This is a genomic window from Micromonospora sp. NPDC005163 (assembly GCF_053599835.1).
In genome coordinates this window covers 1-16,709 of the sequence record NZ_JBSFYP010000012.1, presented here as the reverse complement: position 1 = coordinate 16,709, position 16,709 = coordinate 1, and the positions used below count along the sequence as shown (strand labels likewise).

Genomic DNA, 16,709 nt, shown 5'->3' with positions numbered 1-16,709 from the left:
CGGGCTCACGCGGGCCGTCGATGCGAAGAATTTGCATACACTCACCGCGCCCAGGTCGCTCACAGCCCGCATGCGCCTCCTACGACGACGACCGTCGTCGTAAGAGGCTCACCGTGGGCGACCTCAGCATATCCATCCGAATGGTTCGGTCCGGCCCGCTCGTGGGCCGGCCACGGCATCAACCACAGGCCGAAACAGAAGGAGGGAAGCATGCACCGCAGACGACTGCGCATCGCGCTTCTCGCGCTGCCCGCCCTGGTGGCGAGCGTCCTCATCGTGCCCGCGCCCGTAGGCGCGGATCCCGCGGCGTCCACAGCCACGACGGGTTCGGGGCGGTCCCACCTCGAGGACCAGGAGTCGGTACGCCTCGTACGCATCCAGCTGACCGGTGCCGACATGCTGGACAAGGTGGTCGCCGCCGGCTTCGACCTCGAGCACGGCCTCAGGCGCGTGCCCAGCGGCATCGAAGGCGAGGCGGTGGTAACCGCCGAGCAGATCGCCGAACTCGAGGCGATGGGCGTCGAGATCCTCGGTGACGACGAAGGGTTCGCCTGGAGCGAAGAGGCCGACGGGGGCATCCAAGCCTCCCGTATGCAGGCTGCCCAGCCGCTCAGCCACGAGGAGACGGTACGGATCGTCCGTGCTGACTGGTTCACCACGAAGGGCCAGGGTTTCCTCTACGTCGAGGCGCGGACCACCGAAGGGCAGCAGGCGGACCCGATCGTCACCATGCAGCTCGAGAACGACTCAGGCCGGCGCACCTCGTTCGGCTTCGCCCGGACGATGAGCCGGTTCGTCGACTCCGGGCAGTACATGTTCCACCGGAACCTGTTCAAGCTCGACGTGCGCCCGAACCAGATCCGGGTCACGAGCTCGACCGGTGGCGTCACCACCGGCGACGTCTCCGACTGGCTCGAGGACGCTCCGCCGCCGCTGACGGAAAATCGGGGCTACAAGTCAGACTTCGTCGACGGCTACCGGAACCCGCAGCAGCTCTACAGCCGCGCCAAGGAGATCGCCCGGCAGTACCCGGACATCGCCGAGATCGTCTACCTGCCGAACCAGACGAATGGCTACCAGCGCAAGGCGCAGGCCACGATCGGCGGTACCGGGCAGTCTGCGGTCGTCGTCAGCTCGACGGCGTGGGGCCACGAGGGTGGCAACGACATCACCGTCGAGTTCGTGGAGCGCCCGGGGGCGAACCTTCCGCTCACCGTCGAGGTGGCGGGCAAGGCGGTTCGCGTCCTCCTCGCGAAGGACGCCTCCGCCGGGGGCGCGAGTACGGCTACCGAGGTGGCGGCGGCGCTGGAGGCCCAGTCCCAGGGCCTCATCGACCGGGCGCACCCGTACCGAACCAACGCGGGCACCGGCATCGTCGCGCCGACGTCCGGCCCGGTCGCGCTGACCGACTTCCTCGACCAGAAGCGCGTCGGCGCACCGGAGGGCGAGGTGCCGCGTGGCCCGGCCACGATCCCCGTCCTGCGGATCGGTAAGCACCGCGACGGCAGGAACCCCGGTGTACTGATCCAGGCGCAGGACCACGCCCGCGAGTGGGTGCCCGCGACGACCTCGCTGGAGTCGGCCGAGCGTCTGGTGCACAACTACAAGTCGGACAGGGAAACAAAGAAGATCGTCGAGAGCACCGACATCTTCTTCATCCTGTCCAACAACCCCGATGGGGCGAACTACAGCTTCTACAACTTCGCCTCGCAGCGCCGGAACATGACGAACCACTGTCCGGATGAGAACGCAGATCCGGCCCGGCGTAACTCCTGGGGCGTCGACCTGAACCGGAACTACCGGGTCGGGTCGGGTCACGACGGCTACTCGGGTGCGTCGACCAGCTGCGTCAGCGACACCTACCAGGGACCGGAGAAGCTGTCCGAACCTGAGTCGGAGAACATCATCTGGCTGGTCGAGAAGTACTCGAACATCAAGTTCATGATGTCGGTGCACTCCAACGGCGGCCAGCTGTTCTGGCAGCCCGGTGCCTACATCGCGGACGGGCGGATCACCACGCCGCGCCCGCCGCTGGGTGACGAGGCGTTCTACTGGCAGTCGGCCGGCAGGATCCTGTCGCAGGTCAAGGCACACCGGGAGACCGTCGTCACGCCGGAGAACGTCGGCGGCTCGTCGGACGTCCTCTACTCCTCCGCGGGCAACGTGCGCGAGGACCTTTACCACACCTATGGGATCTACGCCTTCGGCTGGGAGGTCGGCGGCTCGGTCTACAACCCGGCCACCGGCAACTGGCAGGGCGGCTCGTTCCAGCCGGTGTGGGAGGGCGATCCGAACCTCGTCAGCGGCCACGCCGAGACGATGGAGTACGCCAACGGAATCATGGAGATGTTCCGGGTCGCGGCGGACTGGGGCAAGGACAAGAAGGACCCGACGTCCAAGCTCGTTCCCGGCGGCGGAAAGTACTCCAAGCCCGTCGACGTGCGCTTCGAGACGAGCGAACCGGCCACCATTTACTACACGACGGACGGCAGCCGGCCCACACTCCAGTCGCCACGCTACGAAGCGACCGAATTCCGAGAGCCGGGCGAGGTGTTCCACGTGACCGAGACGACGACGTTCCACTGGTTCTCGGTCGATGCGGCGGGCAACATCGAGCAGAACTACGACCCGACGAAGAGCGACAAGCGCAACAACTACCGTAAGGCGACCATCACGATCCGCAAGTAAGCGCCCATCTGGTCCGAGCGGGGTCGCGGGTCAGTCATGTAAACCCGGTTGGATGAGATTGGTCCGCCGGTACAGGTTCACCTCGAAGACCTGTACCGGCGGACCTCCCTCCAGGGACCCGGTAGCGTATCCGCCGTCGTCGCTCCCCCGGTCCACGCCGCCGGCGGACGGCAGTGTCGCCGCTCTGGTCTGGGCCTCCGTCCCCCTCGACCAGTCCAACCGCGACGGCGGCCTCGCGCTCGCCCGGCAGATCCGGCTGGCCGTCGAGGCGCCGCCGGCCGTACGGTGACGGCGACCCGGCTCGACCGTTAGCACGGCGACGTCCCCACACTGGCCGAGCGACTCGGCGTGGCCGACTGGCCCGTCGGGGAACAGTGGGACGCGTTGCGCGCCGCCGACTCGCTTTCCAGGCAGGTCAGGCCGACGGCAATGTTGGCCAAGTCGGCCTAGGATCGAGCGGGTTTCTGTACGCTGCGCTGAGTGAAATGGGCACGTTCCTTCGTCGCGCTGGCGGCGACCTTGACTGTTGCGGCGTGCGATGCCGTCCGGACCCCGCCGGCCGGTGCGCCGACCCGCGCCGCCCTTTCGGCCTCCCCGTCGCACCCCGCCGAGATCACCTTGGCCTTCGCGGGCGACGTGCACTTCGCCGGCCGTACGGCCAACCTGTTGGGCGACCCGGCGACCGCGTTCGGTTCGATCTCGTCGACCCTGTCGGCCGCAGACCTGACGATGGTCAACCTGGAAACTGCGGTCACCACGCGCGGCGCTCCCGAGCCGAAGGAGTTCCATTTCCAGGCGCCAGCAACCGCGTATGACGCGGTGAAGGCCGCCGGCATCGACGTCGTGTCGATCGCCAACAACCACGCGTTGGACTACGGGCGCACGGGGCTGGCCGACACCGTGGACGCAGCCAGGGCCGTTGGGATGCCGACCGTCGGGGCGGGCGCCGACGCGGCGGCGGCGTACGCGCCGTGGATCAGCGAGATACGCGGTACCAGAATCGCTGTCCTCGGCTTCAGCCAGGTCTCCGAGCTGTGGTCGGAGTGGAAAGCCACCGACAGCGGGGCCGGCATCGCGATGACCCGGGACCTGCCGCGCGCCGTCGCGGCGGTGCGCGCCGCCCGGCGCCAGGCCAGCGTGGTCGTCGTCTACGTCCATTGGGGGACGGAGGGCGACGCGTGTCCGCCCGCCGAGGCTCGCGCGTTCGCTGCTGAGATGGCCGAGGCGGGTGCCACGATCGTGGTCGGCACCCACGCCCACCTACTGCTCGGCGACGGGTGGCTCGGCAAGACCTTCGTCCAGTACGGACTCGGCAACTTCCTGTGGTGGCGTGACGACGCGTACAGCAACGACACGGGGGTGCTGCGGGTGACCCTCGACGGTTCGGCGATCTCGAAGACGGAACTGGTACCCGCGACGATCTCCCGAGGCACCGGTCGACCACAACTCGCCAGCGGGGAGGACGCGGCCCGGATCCGCCGGGAGTACGCGGGCCTGCACGCCTGCACCGGACTCGCCGCGAGCCCCACCCCATAGTCGGGCCAAGCACGGCCGGGCAAACCTGATGTCTAAGGATCGATGGCTGTCGTGGATACTCCCGCAGTGGCGAAGAACGGGCTGGGATAGCCGGCGGACGGTGTCGACGCGGACCTGATCGCACCCCACAACGGTGCGCGGTCCAAGACGGTGCTCACGTTTGTCGGCCCGGTCGAGATCGACGTGCCCCGGGACCGCGGTGGCAGCTTTGCTCGGATTTCCTCGCTGCCAGTCGACCTTGCCGGGCCGCCCGAAACCGAAGCTCGCGCGAGCAGCTTGCATCTTGTACCTAGGTACAGGTCTACCGTCGGGTCATGACCGAGATGAAGGCGCTGGGTGAGGATCCGTGGGTGCCGCAGGCGTGCACGCTGCCGACGGTGGAGCGGCCGTTGCGGCTGGCCGAGTTCGATGAGCTGTTCGCCTCAGCGGTGGTCGGAGTGGAGCGGGTTGACCGGTTGCGGGTGCGGCTGGAGCTGCGGCCCGAGCCGACGGTAGCCGGGACCTGGTTACAAGGGAAACCGGGTGCTGCTCGTTCTTCACCTTCACCTTGACCGCGACCGGCGGGCAGCTCGCCTTGGACGTCGCGGTGCCGGCGGGTCACGTCGACGTACTCGACGCTCTCGCCACACGCGCCGGGCTCCAGGACGGCGCGTGAAGCCGGGGTTGCGGTCGGGTCAGGTAGCGGAGGCGGCGGGGGTGAACCAGCAGACGCTGCGCTACTACGAGCGGCGAGGTCTGGTGGCCGAGCCGGATCGGACGTTGGGTGGGCATCGGCTCTACCCGCCGGAGACGGTCACGGTCCTGCGGGTGATCAAGACCGCGCAGCGGCTGGGATTCACCCTGGATGAGGTCGCCGACCTGCTGGACGCGGGTGTTCACCGGCATGGTCGACGGCCCGAGGCCGGGTTGCGGGCCCGCGCTCAGGCGAAGCTGGTCGAGGTGGAGCAGAAGATCGCCGACCTGTCGGTGATCCGGGACACGCTGCGCGAGGCGGTCGCCGCTGGCTGCGACGACCTGGTCGCGTGCGCGGACAGCCCATGCTGTCCGCTTCCGTTCGTGGAACTAGCCAAGGGAGCTGGTCTTGTCGAGGGTTGATCCACGTCGTTTGTTGCCGTCCGGGTTGACCGGGCTGGCCAGCGTCGCATGCGCGGCATGCTGCGTGCTGCCGCTGCTGCTGGCGGCCGGGCTCCTCGGCGGTGCCGGCTGGGCCGCCGCCACCCGGGCGATGCCCGGCGTCGCGGTCGGTTTGGCAGTCGCGGCGGGCGTCGCCTGGTGGTGGGCGGCCCGGCGGGGCCGGCACCGCATCGGATGTGCTGGTGGGAGCTGTGCCTGCGCCGAACCGTCTACACATCGGTCGCCGGAGGAGACCTCGGTAGGTTCCTCGTCGTGACCCTCGCGCGTTCCCTCGTCTTGTTCGTCCTGGCTGCGCTGGCCGAGATTGGCGGGGCCTGGCTGATCTGGCAGGGCTGGCGGGAGCATCGCGGGTTGCTGTGGATCGCTGCCGGGATCGTGGCTCTCGGTGCGTACGGTTTCGCGGCGTCGTTGCAGCCGGACCCGAACTTCGGCCGGATCCTGGCCGCCTACGGCGGAATCTTCGTCGCCGGCTCCCTGGCCTGGGGCGTCGTCGTGGACAAGTTCCGCCCAGACCGGTGGGACATCACCGGCGCGGTGATCTGCCTGATCGGCGTCGCCGTGATCATGTACGCGCCGCGCGGCTGACACCGCCACGAACCCGCTGCCAACTGCTTGCCAGCCGACGGACCAGCTTCAGGCCGCGCCGGAATTGCCGACCTGGCGAACAGAGCTTCGGCAGCTCCAGCAACGTTCGCGTCAGCCGATAGCCCGGACGGCCCGGGCCAGACGCGGCGTCCCGTTCTAGTCAGCCAGCAGGAGTGGGACCATGGTCGGGCATCCCGTCGGTCGGGACGAATACAGCAGGTAGCGAATACAGCTCACCTGCAAGCCCTCGCCTCGACCTGACTCCTGCCGACGTACCAACGCTCGACCGTCAACCGTGGGGCCCGGCGCGGCGACCCGCCGCTGCATCCGCACGCCGCAGGGCAGCCGGACCGGTCGTATCACCAGGCGCCTAGGAACGACGTACCGTCGCTTGGGTGGACGTGTTGCTGCGCGGCGGGCCGGGTGACGGCCAAGTGGTCCGCGGCGGCGGGGAGAACGTCCTGTGGCAGGCGTGCCTGTACGAGATCACGTCCGAGGTAGCTCTCCGTCGCGGACGTGATCTGCGGGTGTACCGACACCGCCCCGATTGCTGCGAGCCGCACGGGCGAGGCTCCGAGGACAAGTGTGAGTGACGCTGTTAGACCCGACGCCCGTGTGGCCGTGTAGCGGTTCGGCCCGGGCGCGTATGGGTTGATCGCCTCAGGTCTGGGCGGTGAAGGGTTGTGGCGCAGGGGTTCTCGCTCGGGTGGTCATGCCGATGGCGGCGAGTGCGCAGCAGGTGGCGACGGCGGTGAGCAGCAGTGTGTATCCGCCAGCGGTATGCAGGAGGACGGCGGCTGCCAGGGGTGCGGTTGCTTTGGCGATGGTGACGGGGGCGGCGAGGCGTCCGGCGATGGTGGCGTAGGCGGTGGTGCCGTAGCGGTCGGCGAGTAGGGCTGGGGTGGCGAGGCTGGTGATGCCGAAGCCGAGTCCGAAGCCGACGACGGTGATGACAGCGCCGGCGCGGGTGTCGGCGAGGAGGGGCATCGTGAGGACGGCGGCGGCCTGGGTGGCGAAGACGGCGGCCACGATCGTGGTGACGTGTAGGTGTCGGCGGGCGGCGGTCAGGACGAGTCGGCCGGTGACCGACAGGACGCCGAGCAGACCGGTGGCGGTGGCGGCGAAAGTGGCGGGTTGGCCGCGGCTGATCAGGTAGCCGACGAGGTGGACGGTCATGGTGCTGGTGGCCGCGCCCTGGGCGATGAAGGTTGCGGCCAGGACCCAGAGCCGGGCGTCGCGCATCGCCGCCTTGACGATCGCGCGCCGCTGGGCGTCGGCCGACGGTGCGGGGTCGCCAGGTGCCGTCGTCGCTGTCGACCGGGGTCGGCGGATGGTGAATGCGTGCAGGGGCACGGTGACCAGGCCGTGGATGACGGCGAGGACGAGGAGCGCGTCGCGCCAGCCGAGGTGTGCGGCCAGGAGGCCGGTCAGCGGCATGAAGATGGTGCTGGCGAAGCCGGCCACGATGGTGACGGCCAGCAGGGCCGTGGCGCGTCGGTCCGGGGTGAACCAGGCGATGATGACGGCGAAGGCTGGCTCGTAGAGAACCATCGCGCCGGTGACTCCGATGCCGATCATGACGGCGTAAAGCTGGCCGATGGTCTGCACCTGGGACCAGGCGACGAGCAGGGCGGTCGCGGCGATCGACCCGATGGTCATCAGCTCGCGCCCGCCGCGGTGATCAAGCCACCGGCCGACCGGGATGGCCATGACGGCGCCCGCGAGGACGGAAACGGTGAGCGCGCCGGTCACGGCGATGGTGGAGGCGCCGAGGGTGGCGGCCATGGGACGGAGCAGGACCGGGTAGGCGTAGTAGAGGGTGCCGTAGCCGACGGTGGAGGTGATGGCGAGGGCGGCGACGATTCGCCAGCCGTGGCCGTGGTGCCCGCCGACTGTGGGGTCGGCGGGCACCCTCGTGGTGGTGGGCATCAGCTGCCGCAGCAGCCGCCGGCCTGACCGCCAGCGGGCGCGGCGTCGAGGGTGACCAGGTTCAACGGTGCGGACAGCAGACCCCCGGAAATGCCGGTGGCCAGCCCGCGCGCTGCCGGCTCGGCGGCGGGCGCCGGCCCACAGCAGCTGTCGCCGGTGGCGGAGTCGGCGGGGTTGCTGTTGCACACCCCGGTTTCGGGCAGGTCGAGCTGGACGTCGCGGGCGGCGGTCCAGTCGCCGGCGAGGGCCGCGACGACGGAGCGGACCTGCTCGTAGCCGGTGGCCATCAGGAACGTCGGCGCGCGGCCGTAGGACTTCATGCCGACGGCGTAGTAGCCGGTCTCCGGGTGGGCAAGCTCGTTCACGCCGTGCGGTGGCACCGTGCCGCAGGAGTGCTCGTTCGGGTCGATCAGCGGCGCGAGGGCGCGGGTGGCGCCCAGCACCGGGTCGAGGTCCAGGCGCAGCTCGGCGGCGATCGAGTGGTCCGATCGGAAGCCGGTGGCCGCGACGATCCAGTCCACGGTGACCGACTCCTCGCCGCCGTCGGCGTGCCGCACCACCACACTGACCCGCCCGTTCGTCGGGGTGAGCGCGTGCACGGAGAAGCCGGTGAGCAGCCGGATCCGGCCGGCGTCGACGTGCGCGCGCAGCCGCGAGCCCAGGGCACCGCGGGCGGGCAGCGCGTCGGCGTCCCCGCCGCCGTAGGTCCGCGTCGGCGAGGTCGTCCGGATCGCCCAGGTCACCTCGGTGTCCGGCGTGGATTCGGCCAGCTCGGCCAGGGACAGCAGCGTGTTCGCGGCGGAGTGGCCGGCCCCGACCACGAGGGTGTGCCGACCGGCGAAGCGGTCCCGGGCCGCGCCGAGAACATCGGGCAGCGCGTGCTCCAGGAACGAAGCGCCAGTGGTCTCGCCGCGGGCGGGGAGGCCGGACGCGCCGAGGACGTTCGGCGTGCCCCAGGTGCCGGAGGCGTCGATGACGGCGCGGGCGAGTAGTTCCTCGCCGTCGGCGAGGCGGATCAGATACGGCGTGGACTCACGGCCGGCGGTGCGCAGCCGGTCCAGGCCCAGGCGGCTGATGGCCTCGACCCGGGCGCCGTAGCGCAGGTGCGGCTTGAGCTGTGGCAGCTCCGCGAGGGGTTGGAGGTAGTCGCCGACGAGCTCCGCTCCGGTGGGCAGGGCTTCCGGGTCGGGGGCGAGCCAGCCGGCCTCGTCGAGGATCCGGCGGGCGGCCGGGTCGATGTTGTAGCGCCACGGGGAGAAGACCCGCACGTGGCCCCACTGCCGCACGGCGGCACCCGGGGTGTCCCCGGCTTCGAGGACGGTGAAGGCGATGCGCCGCTCGTGTAGGTGCGCGGCGGCGGCCAGGCCTACCGGGCCGGCGCCGATGACCACGACGGGCAGCTCGTTCAGGGCGCTCATCAGTCAAACTCCTCTGTGTTGATAACTGTCGAATCAAGTAGGTAGACGGGCCCCGCTTGCAGGGGCGAGGGTTGGTCAGGTGACGGCGGGGCTGCGCCGCTCGAGCAGAACGACGTCGCGCCAGCGGCCGTGGTGGCGACCGACCCGCTCGCGCACACCGATGACCCGGAAGCCGGCCCGCTCGTGCAGGGTGAGGCTCGCGGCGTTTTCGGGGAAGACTCCGGACTGGATGGTCCAGATGCCGGCGGCTTCGGTGGAGGCGATCAGAGTGTCCAGCAGCAGTCGGGCGACGCCGCGGCCCTGCGCGGCGGGGTCGACGTAGACGGAGTGCTCGACCACACCGGCGTAGACCGCGCGGCCCGAGAAGGGTGCGACAGCGATCCAACCGATCACCGTGTCGTTTCCGTCGGTCGCCACGAAGCGATGCTCGGGCAGCTTCGCCGCGTTGAAGGCCGCCCAGGTGGGTGCGGTCGTCTCGAAGCTGGCGTTGCCGGCGTCGAGTCCGGACTGGTAGATGGCCAAAACCCGGTCGGCGTCGGCGTCCCGCAGGGGGCGCACCGAGATGTCGGCCATCAGCAGGCTCCGTTCGGGTGGGGGGCGGGTCGGCCCATGACCACGTCCGCGGCGGAGGGGAAGCAGTCGACGCAGGCGTCGTTGATCCGGTAGTGGCGGGCGGTGCCGGCCGGCTCGACGAGGACGAACCGCACCTCGGTGAGGATCTTCAGGTGCTGCGAGACGGTGGACTGCGCCAGGCCGACGGCGGCCACGATCTCCCCCACGCTCATCGGCCGGGCGTGCCGGGCGAGGTACTCCACGATCTGCACCCGGGTCGGGTCGGCCAGTGCCCGGAACCACGACGCGTACGTCTGCGCGGTGGCTCGGTCGAGCAGCTCGGCCACCACACCACCCCCTTCATCGTTTATCGCCGATTGACGATGAAAGTGTAGCGGGTGCGGGCGCGGCGAGGGACACGGTCGCGACAACCAGGCGGGCGATGGCCGTCAGGGTGTGCGGGTCGACGCGATCCGGGGTGTCGGTCGGGCTGTGGTAACCGGCCATTCCCGCACCGATGCCCACGGCCGCGAGCCCGGCGGCGCCGTAGCGGCGGTTGTCCGACGCCACCGGCCCGGCAGTGAGGGCAAGGCCGGTGTGTCGACCGGCTTGGTCGAGCAGGGCGAGCAGTCGGTGGGCGGGCCCGCCGGCCTCGACCGCGGCGGCCTGGTCGAGGCGGCCGGCGCCGTCGACGTTGATGACCAGCGGATTGCCGCCGCCGGCACGCAGTTGGAAACTGTGGTGGGCGGATCCCAACGCCCCGATTTCCTCGGCGTCGAGCAGCGCGACGGACAGTCCGAGGTCGTCGGGGAGTACGGCGGACAGGACCCGGGCGGCCTCCAGGACCACGGCGACGCCGCTGGCGTTGTCGGACGCGCCGGGCTGGCGCAGGCCGGGGTGGTCCCCCACCCCGTCATAGTGAGCGGTCAACAGCAGCTCCACCGTGCGGGGCGAGGGTGGGCCGAAGGTGGCGTAGATGTTGACACCGGTGGCGTCGGCGCGGCGCAGCGGGGTGTTTGCGCTCATCCAGCCCTCACCGGCGGCGTCCAGGACGACAGGGTGCGTGCGCGGGTCCAGCGTCAGGACCGGCAGGGGTCCCGGGTCCGGGCCCGCGAGGGTTGTGTACTGCCATCCGTCGGCGTCGACGGCGCGGCTCAGGAGCAGACCGGCGGCCCCTCGGGTGTCCCGGTAGGCGTCGAACAGGCTCATCCCCGCTGGCACCACCAGCCAGCGGCCGGTGGGGTCATCGCTACCAGCCACGCCCAGCAGGCCGCGCCTGACCTCGATGGTGTCGGCGGAAGCCGGGTGGATCGACACCTCACGACCGAAGGTCAGATCCGCCGACCCGGCGCCGACACCCCATGTGACGGTCGGTGCCGCGTAGATGTCCGGCACGGCTCGGACCGGGAAATCGTCGGTGTCGACCCTCGCGCCGAGCGCGGTGAGGTGGTCGGCGAGCCAGGCGCGGGCCGCGGCCCCGCCCGGTGTGCCGACCCGCCGTCCGGCGAAGTCGTCTCCGGCCAGGGCGGCGACGCTCGTGGTCATCCGCCTGGCGGACACGGCCGCGAGCCGCGCCGCCATGGCCGCGGGCGGGCCGGCTGCCGTGGTCATCCGCAGCACCCCTGTCCAGTGCGCACGGCGTCAGCCTTCGCCGTGGTGCCGCAGCATGAGTCGGCCGCCTCGGCGGCCCGTTGGGTGCCGCAACACGGGCCGCCGGTCGCCGCTGTCTCGCCAGCGGGCGGGAGGATCGAGCCAACCCCCTGCGCGGGGCTTCCGCAACAGGAACCCGACCCGGTCACGGCCAAGGCGGCGGCCGGGTCGCCGGTGAAACCGCCGGCTGCCCTCTGGGTGTTCTCGCTCATCATGACGTCCCTTCCCTTCCTGGTTACCGTGAGCCGGTCAGGGTGTAGTAGCTGGTGCGGAGGTGGTCGTAGCTACGCTGCGCGCGCTGCGCAGCGGTGGTCGCCGTGGCGCAGGAGTCACAAAACCGCGCTCCCGCTCGATCCACCGCTGAGCGCCGACCTCTGGAGAACATGACAGTCCCTTCCCGCGACGTCTGTCTTGACGTCCGTCTAAGCAGAGAGTTGCACGTTGATTAGAAGGATGTCAACCTAGAGGCATGTCAAAGCAAGGCGCGCCCCTCGCTCTCGTGGATCTGACCGCTGACACGCCATGCTGCCCACCACTGGCTCAGCGGCGGGTGCCGGCCGAAACCGCAGCAGTGCTTGCTCCGGCCTTCAAGGCCCTGGGCGACCCGGTGCGGCTGCAGCTGATGTCGATGATCGCCTCGGCGGAGGGCGGGGAGGCGTGCGTCTGCGACCTCACTCCCGCCTTCGACCTCACCGGGCCGACCATCTCGCATCACCTCAAGACGCTGCGCGAGGCCGGCCTTGTCGACGCCGAGCGACGCGGGACGTGGGTCTACTACCGGGCCCGCCCGGCCATCCTGCGCCAGCTCGCCGCGCTGCTCACGGTCGAACCGACCCCCGCTGCGTAAGGCGCGTCCGGCGCCGCAGCCCTCCGTGCAGGGCGCGGGTGAGGGCGGTGACGACGTGGATGGCGTCGCGGCCAACGCCGCGCAGAGTGTTGGACGAGAACGACCGCTGGAACTCCAAACCGAGGTAGACCAGCCCGGGGTGGGTGGTGGAGACACCGCCCGCATGCCGGGGCAGACCGTCGCGCTCCAGGGTCCCGAGTGCAGCGAGGTATCCGAGGTTCGGACGGTAGCCGGTCGCGAAGATCACCGTGTCGACCGCCTCGTCAGTACCGTCAGGCCAGATGACGCCGTCGGCGGTGAAGGCGGTGAACATCTCCCGGCGGGCGAGCAGGCCCGAGGCGATGGCGGCGCGGTAGACGCCGGTGTCGAGCACTGCGGCGTGGCGGACGAGTCGGGTGAGCACCGCCCGGGGCAGGAGGTCCGCGCCGGTGACGTGGATCCAGTGGTGCAGGTCCCGGCCGCGGATGCGCTGGGGCATGAACTGGATCGGCGCCCGGGTGGTGAGGGTGACCTTCGCATGTGGCGCGAGCTCGTAGGCGACCTGGATGGCAGAGTTCCCGGCGCCCACGACGAGGACCCGCTTTCCGGCGTAGGGCTCGGGTCCTCGGTAGTGCGCGACATGTCGCACCTCGCCGACGTAGGTGTCTCGGCCGGGCAGCACCGGCAGGTACGGGTTGCTGAAGGAGCCGCTCGCGGCGACGACGCCCGCCGCGGCGATCTCGTCGCCGCTGTCGGTCTGGACGAGGTAGCCACCGCCTGGGCGTGGGTGCACAGCGGTGACCCGGGTGCCGGTGCGGATCTCGGCGTCGATGCTCCCGGAATAGCGGCGCAGATAGGCGACGACCTCGTCGCGGGCCGGGTAGCGGTCGGGGTCTGCGCCGTCGAACGCCATGCCGGGCAGCGAGCTGTATCGGGCCGGGGAGAACAGGGTGAGGCTGTCGTAGTAGTCGGGCCAGGACCCCACCGGCGCGGCGCCTGCCTCCAGGACGACGGGACGCAGGCCAGCGGAGAGGGCTGCGCGAGCGGCGACGAGACCGGACTGGCCGCCACCGACGATGACGACGGGTTCTGAAGAGGTGGTCACTCCAACATCATATCGTCGTTTTGTTGAATGACAATATGATGATGATGCGAGAAGGTGGGGCCATGGATCAGCCAGAGCCCGCAGCGGTGGCGCCCGGCGCCGGACCAACCGGGCTGGCGCCGGACACGCAGGAGTTCCTCAAGGCGCTGGGCAGCCCAACGCGACAGCGGATCATGATGCTGTTCTCCCAAGGCGCCGAGCTGTCGGTCGGGGAGGTCGCCGAACGCACGGGCATCAGCCAAGCGACGGCGTCGCAGCAGCTGACGCTGCTGCGCCGGGGGCGGATCGTGACCTCACGGCGCGAGGGGAAGACCGTGTACTACCGCGCCGACCGCAACGGCGCCGTCGCGGCGCTGGCCGAGCTGCAGTCCTATCTCATGACCTGCTGCTGACCCGAAGGCGGAGACGCCAACGACACCACTCCCCCAGCTGGTCGCCCATCGGCGCGAACCACCCACGGAAGCAGGCCCTGCCAGATCCAGGAGTCAGCCTGCCCCGGCCCAACCTCCACCCGGCCCGGCGCTCTCAGCGTGCCCCCATCGACCACTGCCTCGTCGTCATTTGACAACGCCACAGTAGCTCAGTATTAATTGACTCAATGACTACTGAGCTAGATTCCCTGCAGGAGCGGGCCCGCGTCCATGCCGCGCTCGGGGATCCGGCGCGCCTGGCGGTCGTCGACGCGCTCACCCTGGGCGATGCCTCCCCTGGTGAGATCGCCCAGGAGCTGGGGATGCCGACGAATCTGGTCGCCCACCACGTCAAAGTCCTCACCGAAGCCGGGCTCGTTGTTCGCGGCCGTTCCGAGGGAGACCGCCGTCGCACCTATCTGCGGCTGCGGCCCGAGGCCCTAGCCATGTTGATGCCGGCGCCGTTGCCCGAGGCGGGTCGGGTGGTGTTCGTCTGCACCCACAACTCCGCCCGCTCGCAGCTCGCCGCCGCCCTCTGGTCCGACCGCACCCACACCCCAGCGGCGTCCGCCGGAACGAAGCCCGCCGAGCGGGTTCATCCGCGCGCTGTCGCCGTGGCCCACCGGCACGGGCTGCGGCTGAACCCGACCGGCACGGCGCACGTAGCGGACATCGTGCGCGACGGCGACCTCGTCATCGCGGTCTGCGACAACGCCCATGAGGAACTCACCGGCCCCGCCGCGCCCCGGCTGCACTGGTCGGTGCCCGACCCGGTCCGTGTCGACACCGACGCCGCGTTCGAGGCCGCGTTCGCCGACCTCGCCGCCCGTGTCGAACGCGTCGCCCCCATCGTCGCCCCCGCCGCGAGTTCGGCCAGCCGCGATGACTGACACCAGCCCGTACGTGCGCGATGAACGAGCGCAACCCGGCGCCCAACCGCACCCCGCAAGAACCAAGTCGCAGCACGGTGAGGCGGAAACGTATCGGAGCCTGGTGAATACCTCGCGTTCCGCCAGCCGTTACCAGCGGCTCGACCGCAACAGCGACCCCGCCCGCGCCCTGGCGGCGATTCCCGACCAGGCACTAATCAACCGGCCCGGCGCCCCGTGCTGCAAGGAAGGCTCCTGATGTCCACCAAGCCCAGCGTTCTGTTCGTCTGTGTGCACAACGCCGGCCGCTCCCAGATGGCCGCCGGCTGGCTACGCCACCTCGCCGGCGACACCGTCGAGGTCCGCTCCGCCGGCTCCGCCCCCGCCGCGACGGTCAACCCCGCCGCCGTGCAGGCCATGCGGGAGGTCGGAATCGACATCACCGCCCAGACCCCGAAGCTCCTCGAGTACGCCACGGCCGAGTCCTCGGACGTCATCGTGACCATGGGCTGCGGCGACACCTGCCCGGTCTTCCCCGGCAAGCGCTACGAGGACTGGAAACTCGACGACCCCGCCGGCAAGGGCGTCGAGTCCGTACGCCCCATCCGCGACGAGATCCGCAGCCGGGTGGAGAAGCTCCTCACCGAGTTGCGCCCCGTCCTCTGACCCTGACCGCACCGCCCGCCCGGCCACTGGACCTACCACCGGCTGCGGCCGGCAGCGGTCCACGCACTCGGCCAGGGCCTCGCCGCCCTCGCCTACCAAGCGCCACCGGCGCCGAGGGCAGACGGCCCAGTGGACCGGACGCACCCACCCCGGAACCAACAGAGGAACCGACCACATGACGACATTGGCCACACCGGCGCGCACCACCCCCCGGCTCTCGACGCTGGATCGGCTCCTGCCGGTATGGATCGGCGCCGCCATGGCCGCCGGGCTGCTCCTCGGCCGGCTGATCCCCGGTCTCGACGATGCCCTCGACCACGTCAAGATCGGCGGGATCTCCGTACCCATCGCCCTCGGTCTGCTGGTCATGATGTACCCGGTCCTGGCCAAGGTCCGCTACGACCGCCTCGACACCGTCACCTCCGACCGGCGCCTACTGATCTCCTCGCTGGTCATCAACTGGCTGATCGGCCCCGCAGTCATGTTCGCCCTGGCCTGGCTGCTCCTACCCGACCAGCCCGCGTACCGCACCGGCCTGATCATCGTCGGCCTCGCCCGCTGCATCGCCATGGTCATTATCTGGAACGACCTCGCCTGCGGCGACCGGGAGGCCGCCGCCGTCCTGGTCGCGCTCAACTCCGTCTTCCAGGTCCTCGCCTTCGGCCTGCTCGGCTGGTTCTACCTCACCGTCCTGCCCGGCTGGCTCGGCCTGGAGCAGGCCGGACTGTCGGTTTCCGGATGGGACATCGCCGGCAGCGTCCTGGTCTTCCTCGGCATCCCGCTGGCCGCGGGCTACCTCACCCGCACATTCGGCGAACGCGCCAAGGGCCGCGACTGGTACGAGGCGAAGTTCCTGCCCCGGATCGGACCGGTCGCCCTGTACGGGCTGCTGTTCACCATCGTGTTGCTCTTCGCCCTGCAGGGCGACGCGATCACCGCCCAGCCCTGGGACGTCGCCCGCATCGCGCTCCCCCTCCTCGCGTATTTCGCGATCATGTGGTTCGGCTCGTTCGCTATCGGTCGAGTAATCGGCCTGAACTACGAACGCACCACCACGCTCGCCTTCACCGCGGCCGGCAACAACTTTGAACTCGCTATCGCCGTGGCGATCGGCGTGTTCGGCGTCACCAGCGGCCAGGCCCTCGCCGGAGTCGTCGGGCCACTGATCGAGGTGCCGGTCCTGGTCGCTCTCGTCTACGTCAGCCTTGCCGCCCGCCGCCGGTTCTTCCCCACCGGAGTCACCAATGCCTAGATGATCAATTCCAAGGGGTCGCCGCGCGCTCGTAAGGTGGTTTCGCTCCGGCCAGACCGGCCTGCGAGAGTGTGGCCATGAGTGACGTC

Annotated in this window: 17 protein-coding genes and 1 pseudogene; 12 read left to right on the top strand and 6 right to left on the bottom strand. The window is 70.3% G+C overall.

The window, feature by feature from the left end:
• Nucleotides 1-210: 210 nt before the first annotated feature.
• The 7 genes and pseudogenes from ACWD6N_RS11220 to ACWD6N_RS11190 all read left to right on the top strand — a co-directional run bounded on the left by ACWD6N_RS11220 (nucleotide 211) and on the right by ACWD6N_RS11190 (nucleotide 6,536).
• The gene (locus ACWD6N_RS11220) at nucleotides 211-2,688 is read left to right on the top strand and encodes a M14 family metallopeptidase (protein ID WP_449936970.1); all 2,478 of its coding nucleotides are present in this window, start codon (nucleotides 211-213) and stop codon (nucleotides 2,686-2,688) included.
• A gap of 480 nt (nucleotides 2,689-3,168) precedes the next feature.
• The gene (locus ACWD6N_RS11215) at nucleotides 3,169-4,224 is read left to right on the top strand and encodes a CapA family protein (protein ID WP_450004681.1); all 1,056 of its coding nucleotides are present in this window, start codon (nucleotides 3,169-3,171) and stop codon (nucleotides 4,222-4,224) included.
• A gap of 129 nt (nucleotides 4,225-4,353) precedes the next feature.
• Nucleotides 4,354-4,434: pseudogene (locus tag ACWD6N_RS11210) on the top strand (transposase); the annotation flags it as partial.
• 104 nt (nucleotides 4,435-4,538) lie between these two features.
• Nucleotides 4,539-4,775, top strand: coding sequence for a hypothetical protein (locus tag ACWD6N_RS11205; RefSeq protein WP_450004680.1), 237 nt, complete (start codon nucleotides 4,539-4,541; stop codon nucleotides 4,773-4,775).
• A 100-nt stretch (nucleotides 4,776-4,875) separates the two neighbouring features.
• On the top strand, nucleotides 4,876-5,319 hold the full coding sequence (locus ACWD6N_RS11200; RefSeq protein ID WP_449941848.1) for a MerR family transcriptional regulator: 444 nt from the start codon (nucleotides 4,876-4,878) through the stop codon (nucleotides 5,317-5,319).
• A gap of 291 nt (nucleotides 5,320-5,610) precedes the next feature.
• Complete coding sequence (locus ACWD6N_RS11195) at nucleotides 5,611-5,943, top strand: YnfA family protein (protein ID WP_354966881.1); 333 nt, start codon at nucleotides 5,611-5,613, stop codon at nucleotides 5,941-5,943.
• A gap of 395 nt (nucleotides 5,944-6,338) precedes the next feature.
• Nucleotides 6,339-6,536, top strand: a complete 198-nt coding sequence (locus tag ACWD6N_RS11190; RefSeq protein ID WP_354966882.1) for a hypothetical protein — start codon at nucleotides 6,339-6,341, stop codon at nucleotides 6,534-6,536.
• A gap of 67 nt (nucleotides 6,537-6,603) precedes the next feature.
• On the opposite strand, the gene ACWD6N_RS11185 is transcribed toward ACWD6N_RS11190, so the two are convergent.
• The 5 genes from ACWD6N_RS11185 to ACWD6N_RS11165 all read right to left on the bottom strand — a co-directional run bounded on the left by ACWD6N_RS11185 (nucleotide 6,604) and on the right by ACWD6N_RS11165 (nucleotide 11,453).
• Nucleotides 6,604-7,872 (bottom strand): MFS transporter, encoded by a 1,269-nt coding sequence (locus ACWD6N_RS11185; protein WP_449939453.1) that lies wholly within the window; start codon nucleotides 7,870-7,872, stop codon nucleotides 6,604-6,606.
• Nucleotides 7,872-9,290: an FAD-dependent oxidoreductase gene (locus tag ACWD6N_RS11180; protein ID WP_449939450.1), complete on the bottom strand. Its 1,419-nt coding sequence runs from the start codon at nucleotides 9,288-9,290 to the stop codon at nucleotides 7,872-7,874. The genes ACWD6N_RS11185 and ACWD6N_RS11180 overlap by 1 nt, the downstream gene beginning before the upstream one ends.
• 75 nt (nucleotides 9,291-9,365) lie before the next feature.
• Complete coding sequence (locus tag ACWD6N_RS11175; protein WP_449939448.1) at nucleotides 9,366-9,863, bottom strand: N-acetyltransferase family protein; 498 nt, start codon at nucleotides 9,861-9,863, stop codon at nucleotides 9,366-9,368.
• Nucleotides 9,863-10,192, bottom strand: a complete 330-nt coding sequence (locus tag ACWD6N_RS11170; protein WP_387326298.1) for an ArsR/SmtB family transcription factor — start codon at nucleotides 10,190-10,192, stop codon at nucleotides 9,863-9,865. The genes ACWD6N_RS11175 and ACWD6N_RS11170 overlap by 1 nt, the downstream gene beginning before the upstream one ends.
• A gap of 10 nt (nucleotides 10,193-10,202) precedes the next feature.
• Entirely contained in the window at nucleotides 10,203-11,453 is a 1,251-nt protein-coding gene (locus tag ACWD6N_RS11165) for a M28 family metallopeptidase (RefSeq protein WP_449939445.1), read from the bottom strand.
• A gap of 508 nt (nucleotides 11,454-11,961) precedes the next feature.
• On the opposite strand from ACWD6N_RS11165, the gene ACWD6N_RS11160 reads away from it, so the two are divergent.
• Nucleotides 11,962-12,339 (top strand): ArsR/SmtB family transcription factor, encoded by a 378-nt coding sequence (locus tag ACWD6N_RS11160; protein WP_354966888.1) that lies wholly within the window; start codon nucleotides 11,962-11,964, stop codon nucleotides 12,337-12,339.
• Here ACWD6N_RS11160 and ACWD6N_RS11155 read toward each other — a convergent pair.
• A complete protein-coding gene (locus ACWD6N_RS11155) occupies nucleotides 12,311-13,423 on the bottom strand; it encodes a flavin-containing monooxygenase (RefSeq protein ID WP_449939442.1) in 1,113 nt (370 codons plus the stop codon). The two genes, ACWD6N_RS11160 and ACWD6N_RS11155, sit on opposite strands and share 29 nt — an antisense overlap.
• Nucleotides 13,424-13,485: 62 nt before the next feature.
• Here ACWD6N_RS11155 and ACWD6N_RS11150 point away from each other — a divergent pair, with 62 nt between their 5' ends.
• The 4 genes from ACWD6N_RS11150 to arsB all read left to right on the top strand — a co-directional run bounded on the left by ACWD6N_RS11150 (nucleotide 13,486) and on the right by arsB (nucleotide 16,620).
• On the top strand, nucleotides 13,486-13,815 hold the full coding sequence (locus tag ACWD6N_RS11150) for an ArsR/SmtB family transcription factor (protein ID WP_354966890.1): 330 nt from the start codon (nucleotides 13,486-13,488) through the stop codon (nucleotides 13,813-13,815).
• 206 nt (nucleotides 13,816-14,021) lie between these two features.
• Nucleotides 14,022-14,723, top strand: coding sequence for an arsenate reductase/protein-tyrosine-phosphatase family protein (locus tag ACWD6N_RS11145; protein WP_449939439.1), 702 nt, complete (start codon nucleotides 14,022-14,024; stop codon nucleotides 14,721-14,723).
• Nucleotides 14,724-14,960: 237 nt separating this feature from the next.
• Nucleotides 14,961-15,368 carry an arsenate reductase ArsC gene (locus tag ACWD6N_RS11140; RefSeq protein WP_354966892.1) on the top strand — a complete coding sequence of 136 codons (408 nt, stop codon included), beginning with the start codon at nucleotides 14,961-14,963 and terminating at the stop codon, nucleotides 15,366-15,368.
• Nucleotides 15,369-15,543: 175 nt separating this feature from the next.
• On the top strand, nucleotides 15,544-16,620 hold the full coding sequence (arsB, locus tag ACWD6N_RS11135; protein WP_449939436.1) for an ACR3 family arsenite efflux transporter: 1,077 nt from the start codon (nucleotides 15,544-15,546) through the stop codon (nucleotides 16,618-16,620).
• The last annotated feature ends 89 nt before the right edge of the window (nucleotides 16,621-16,709 follow it).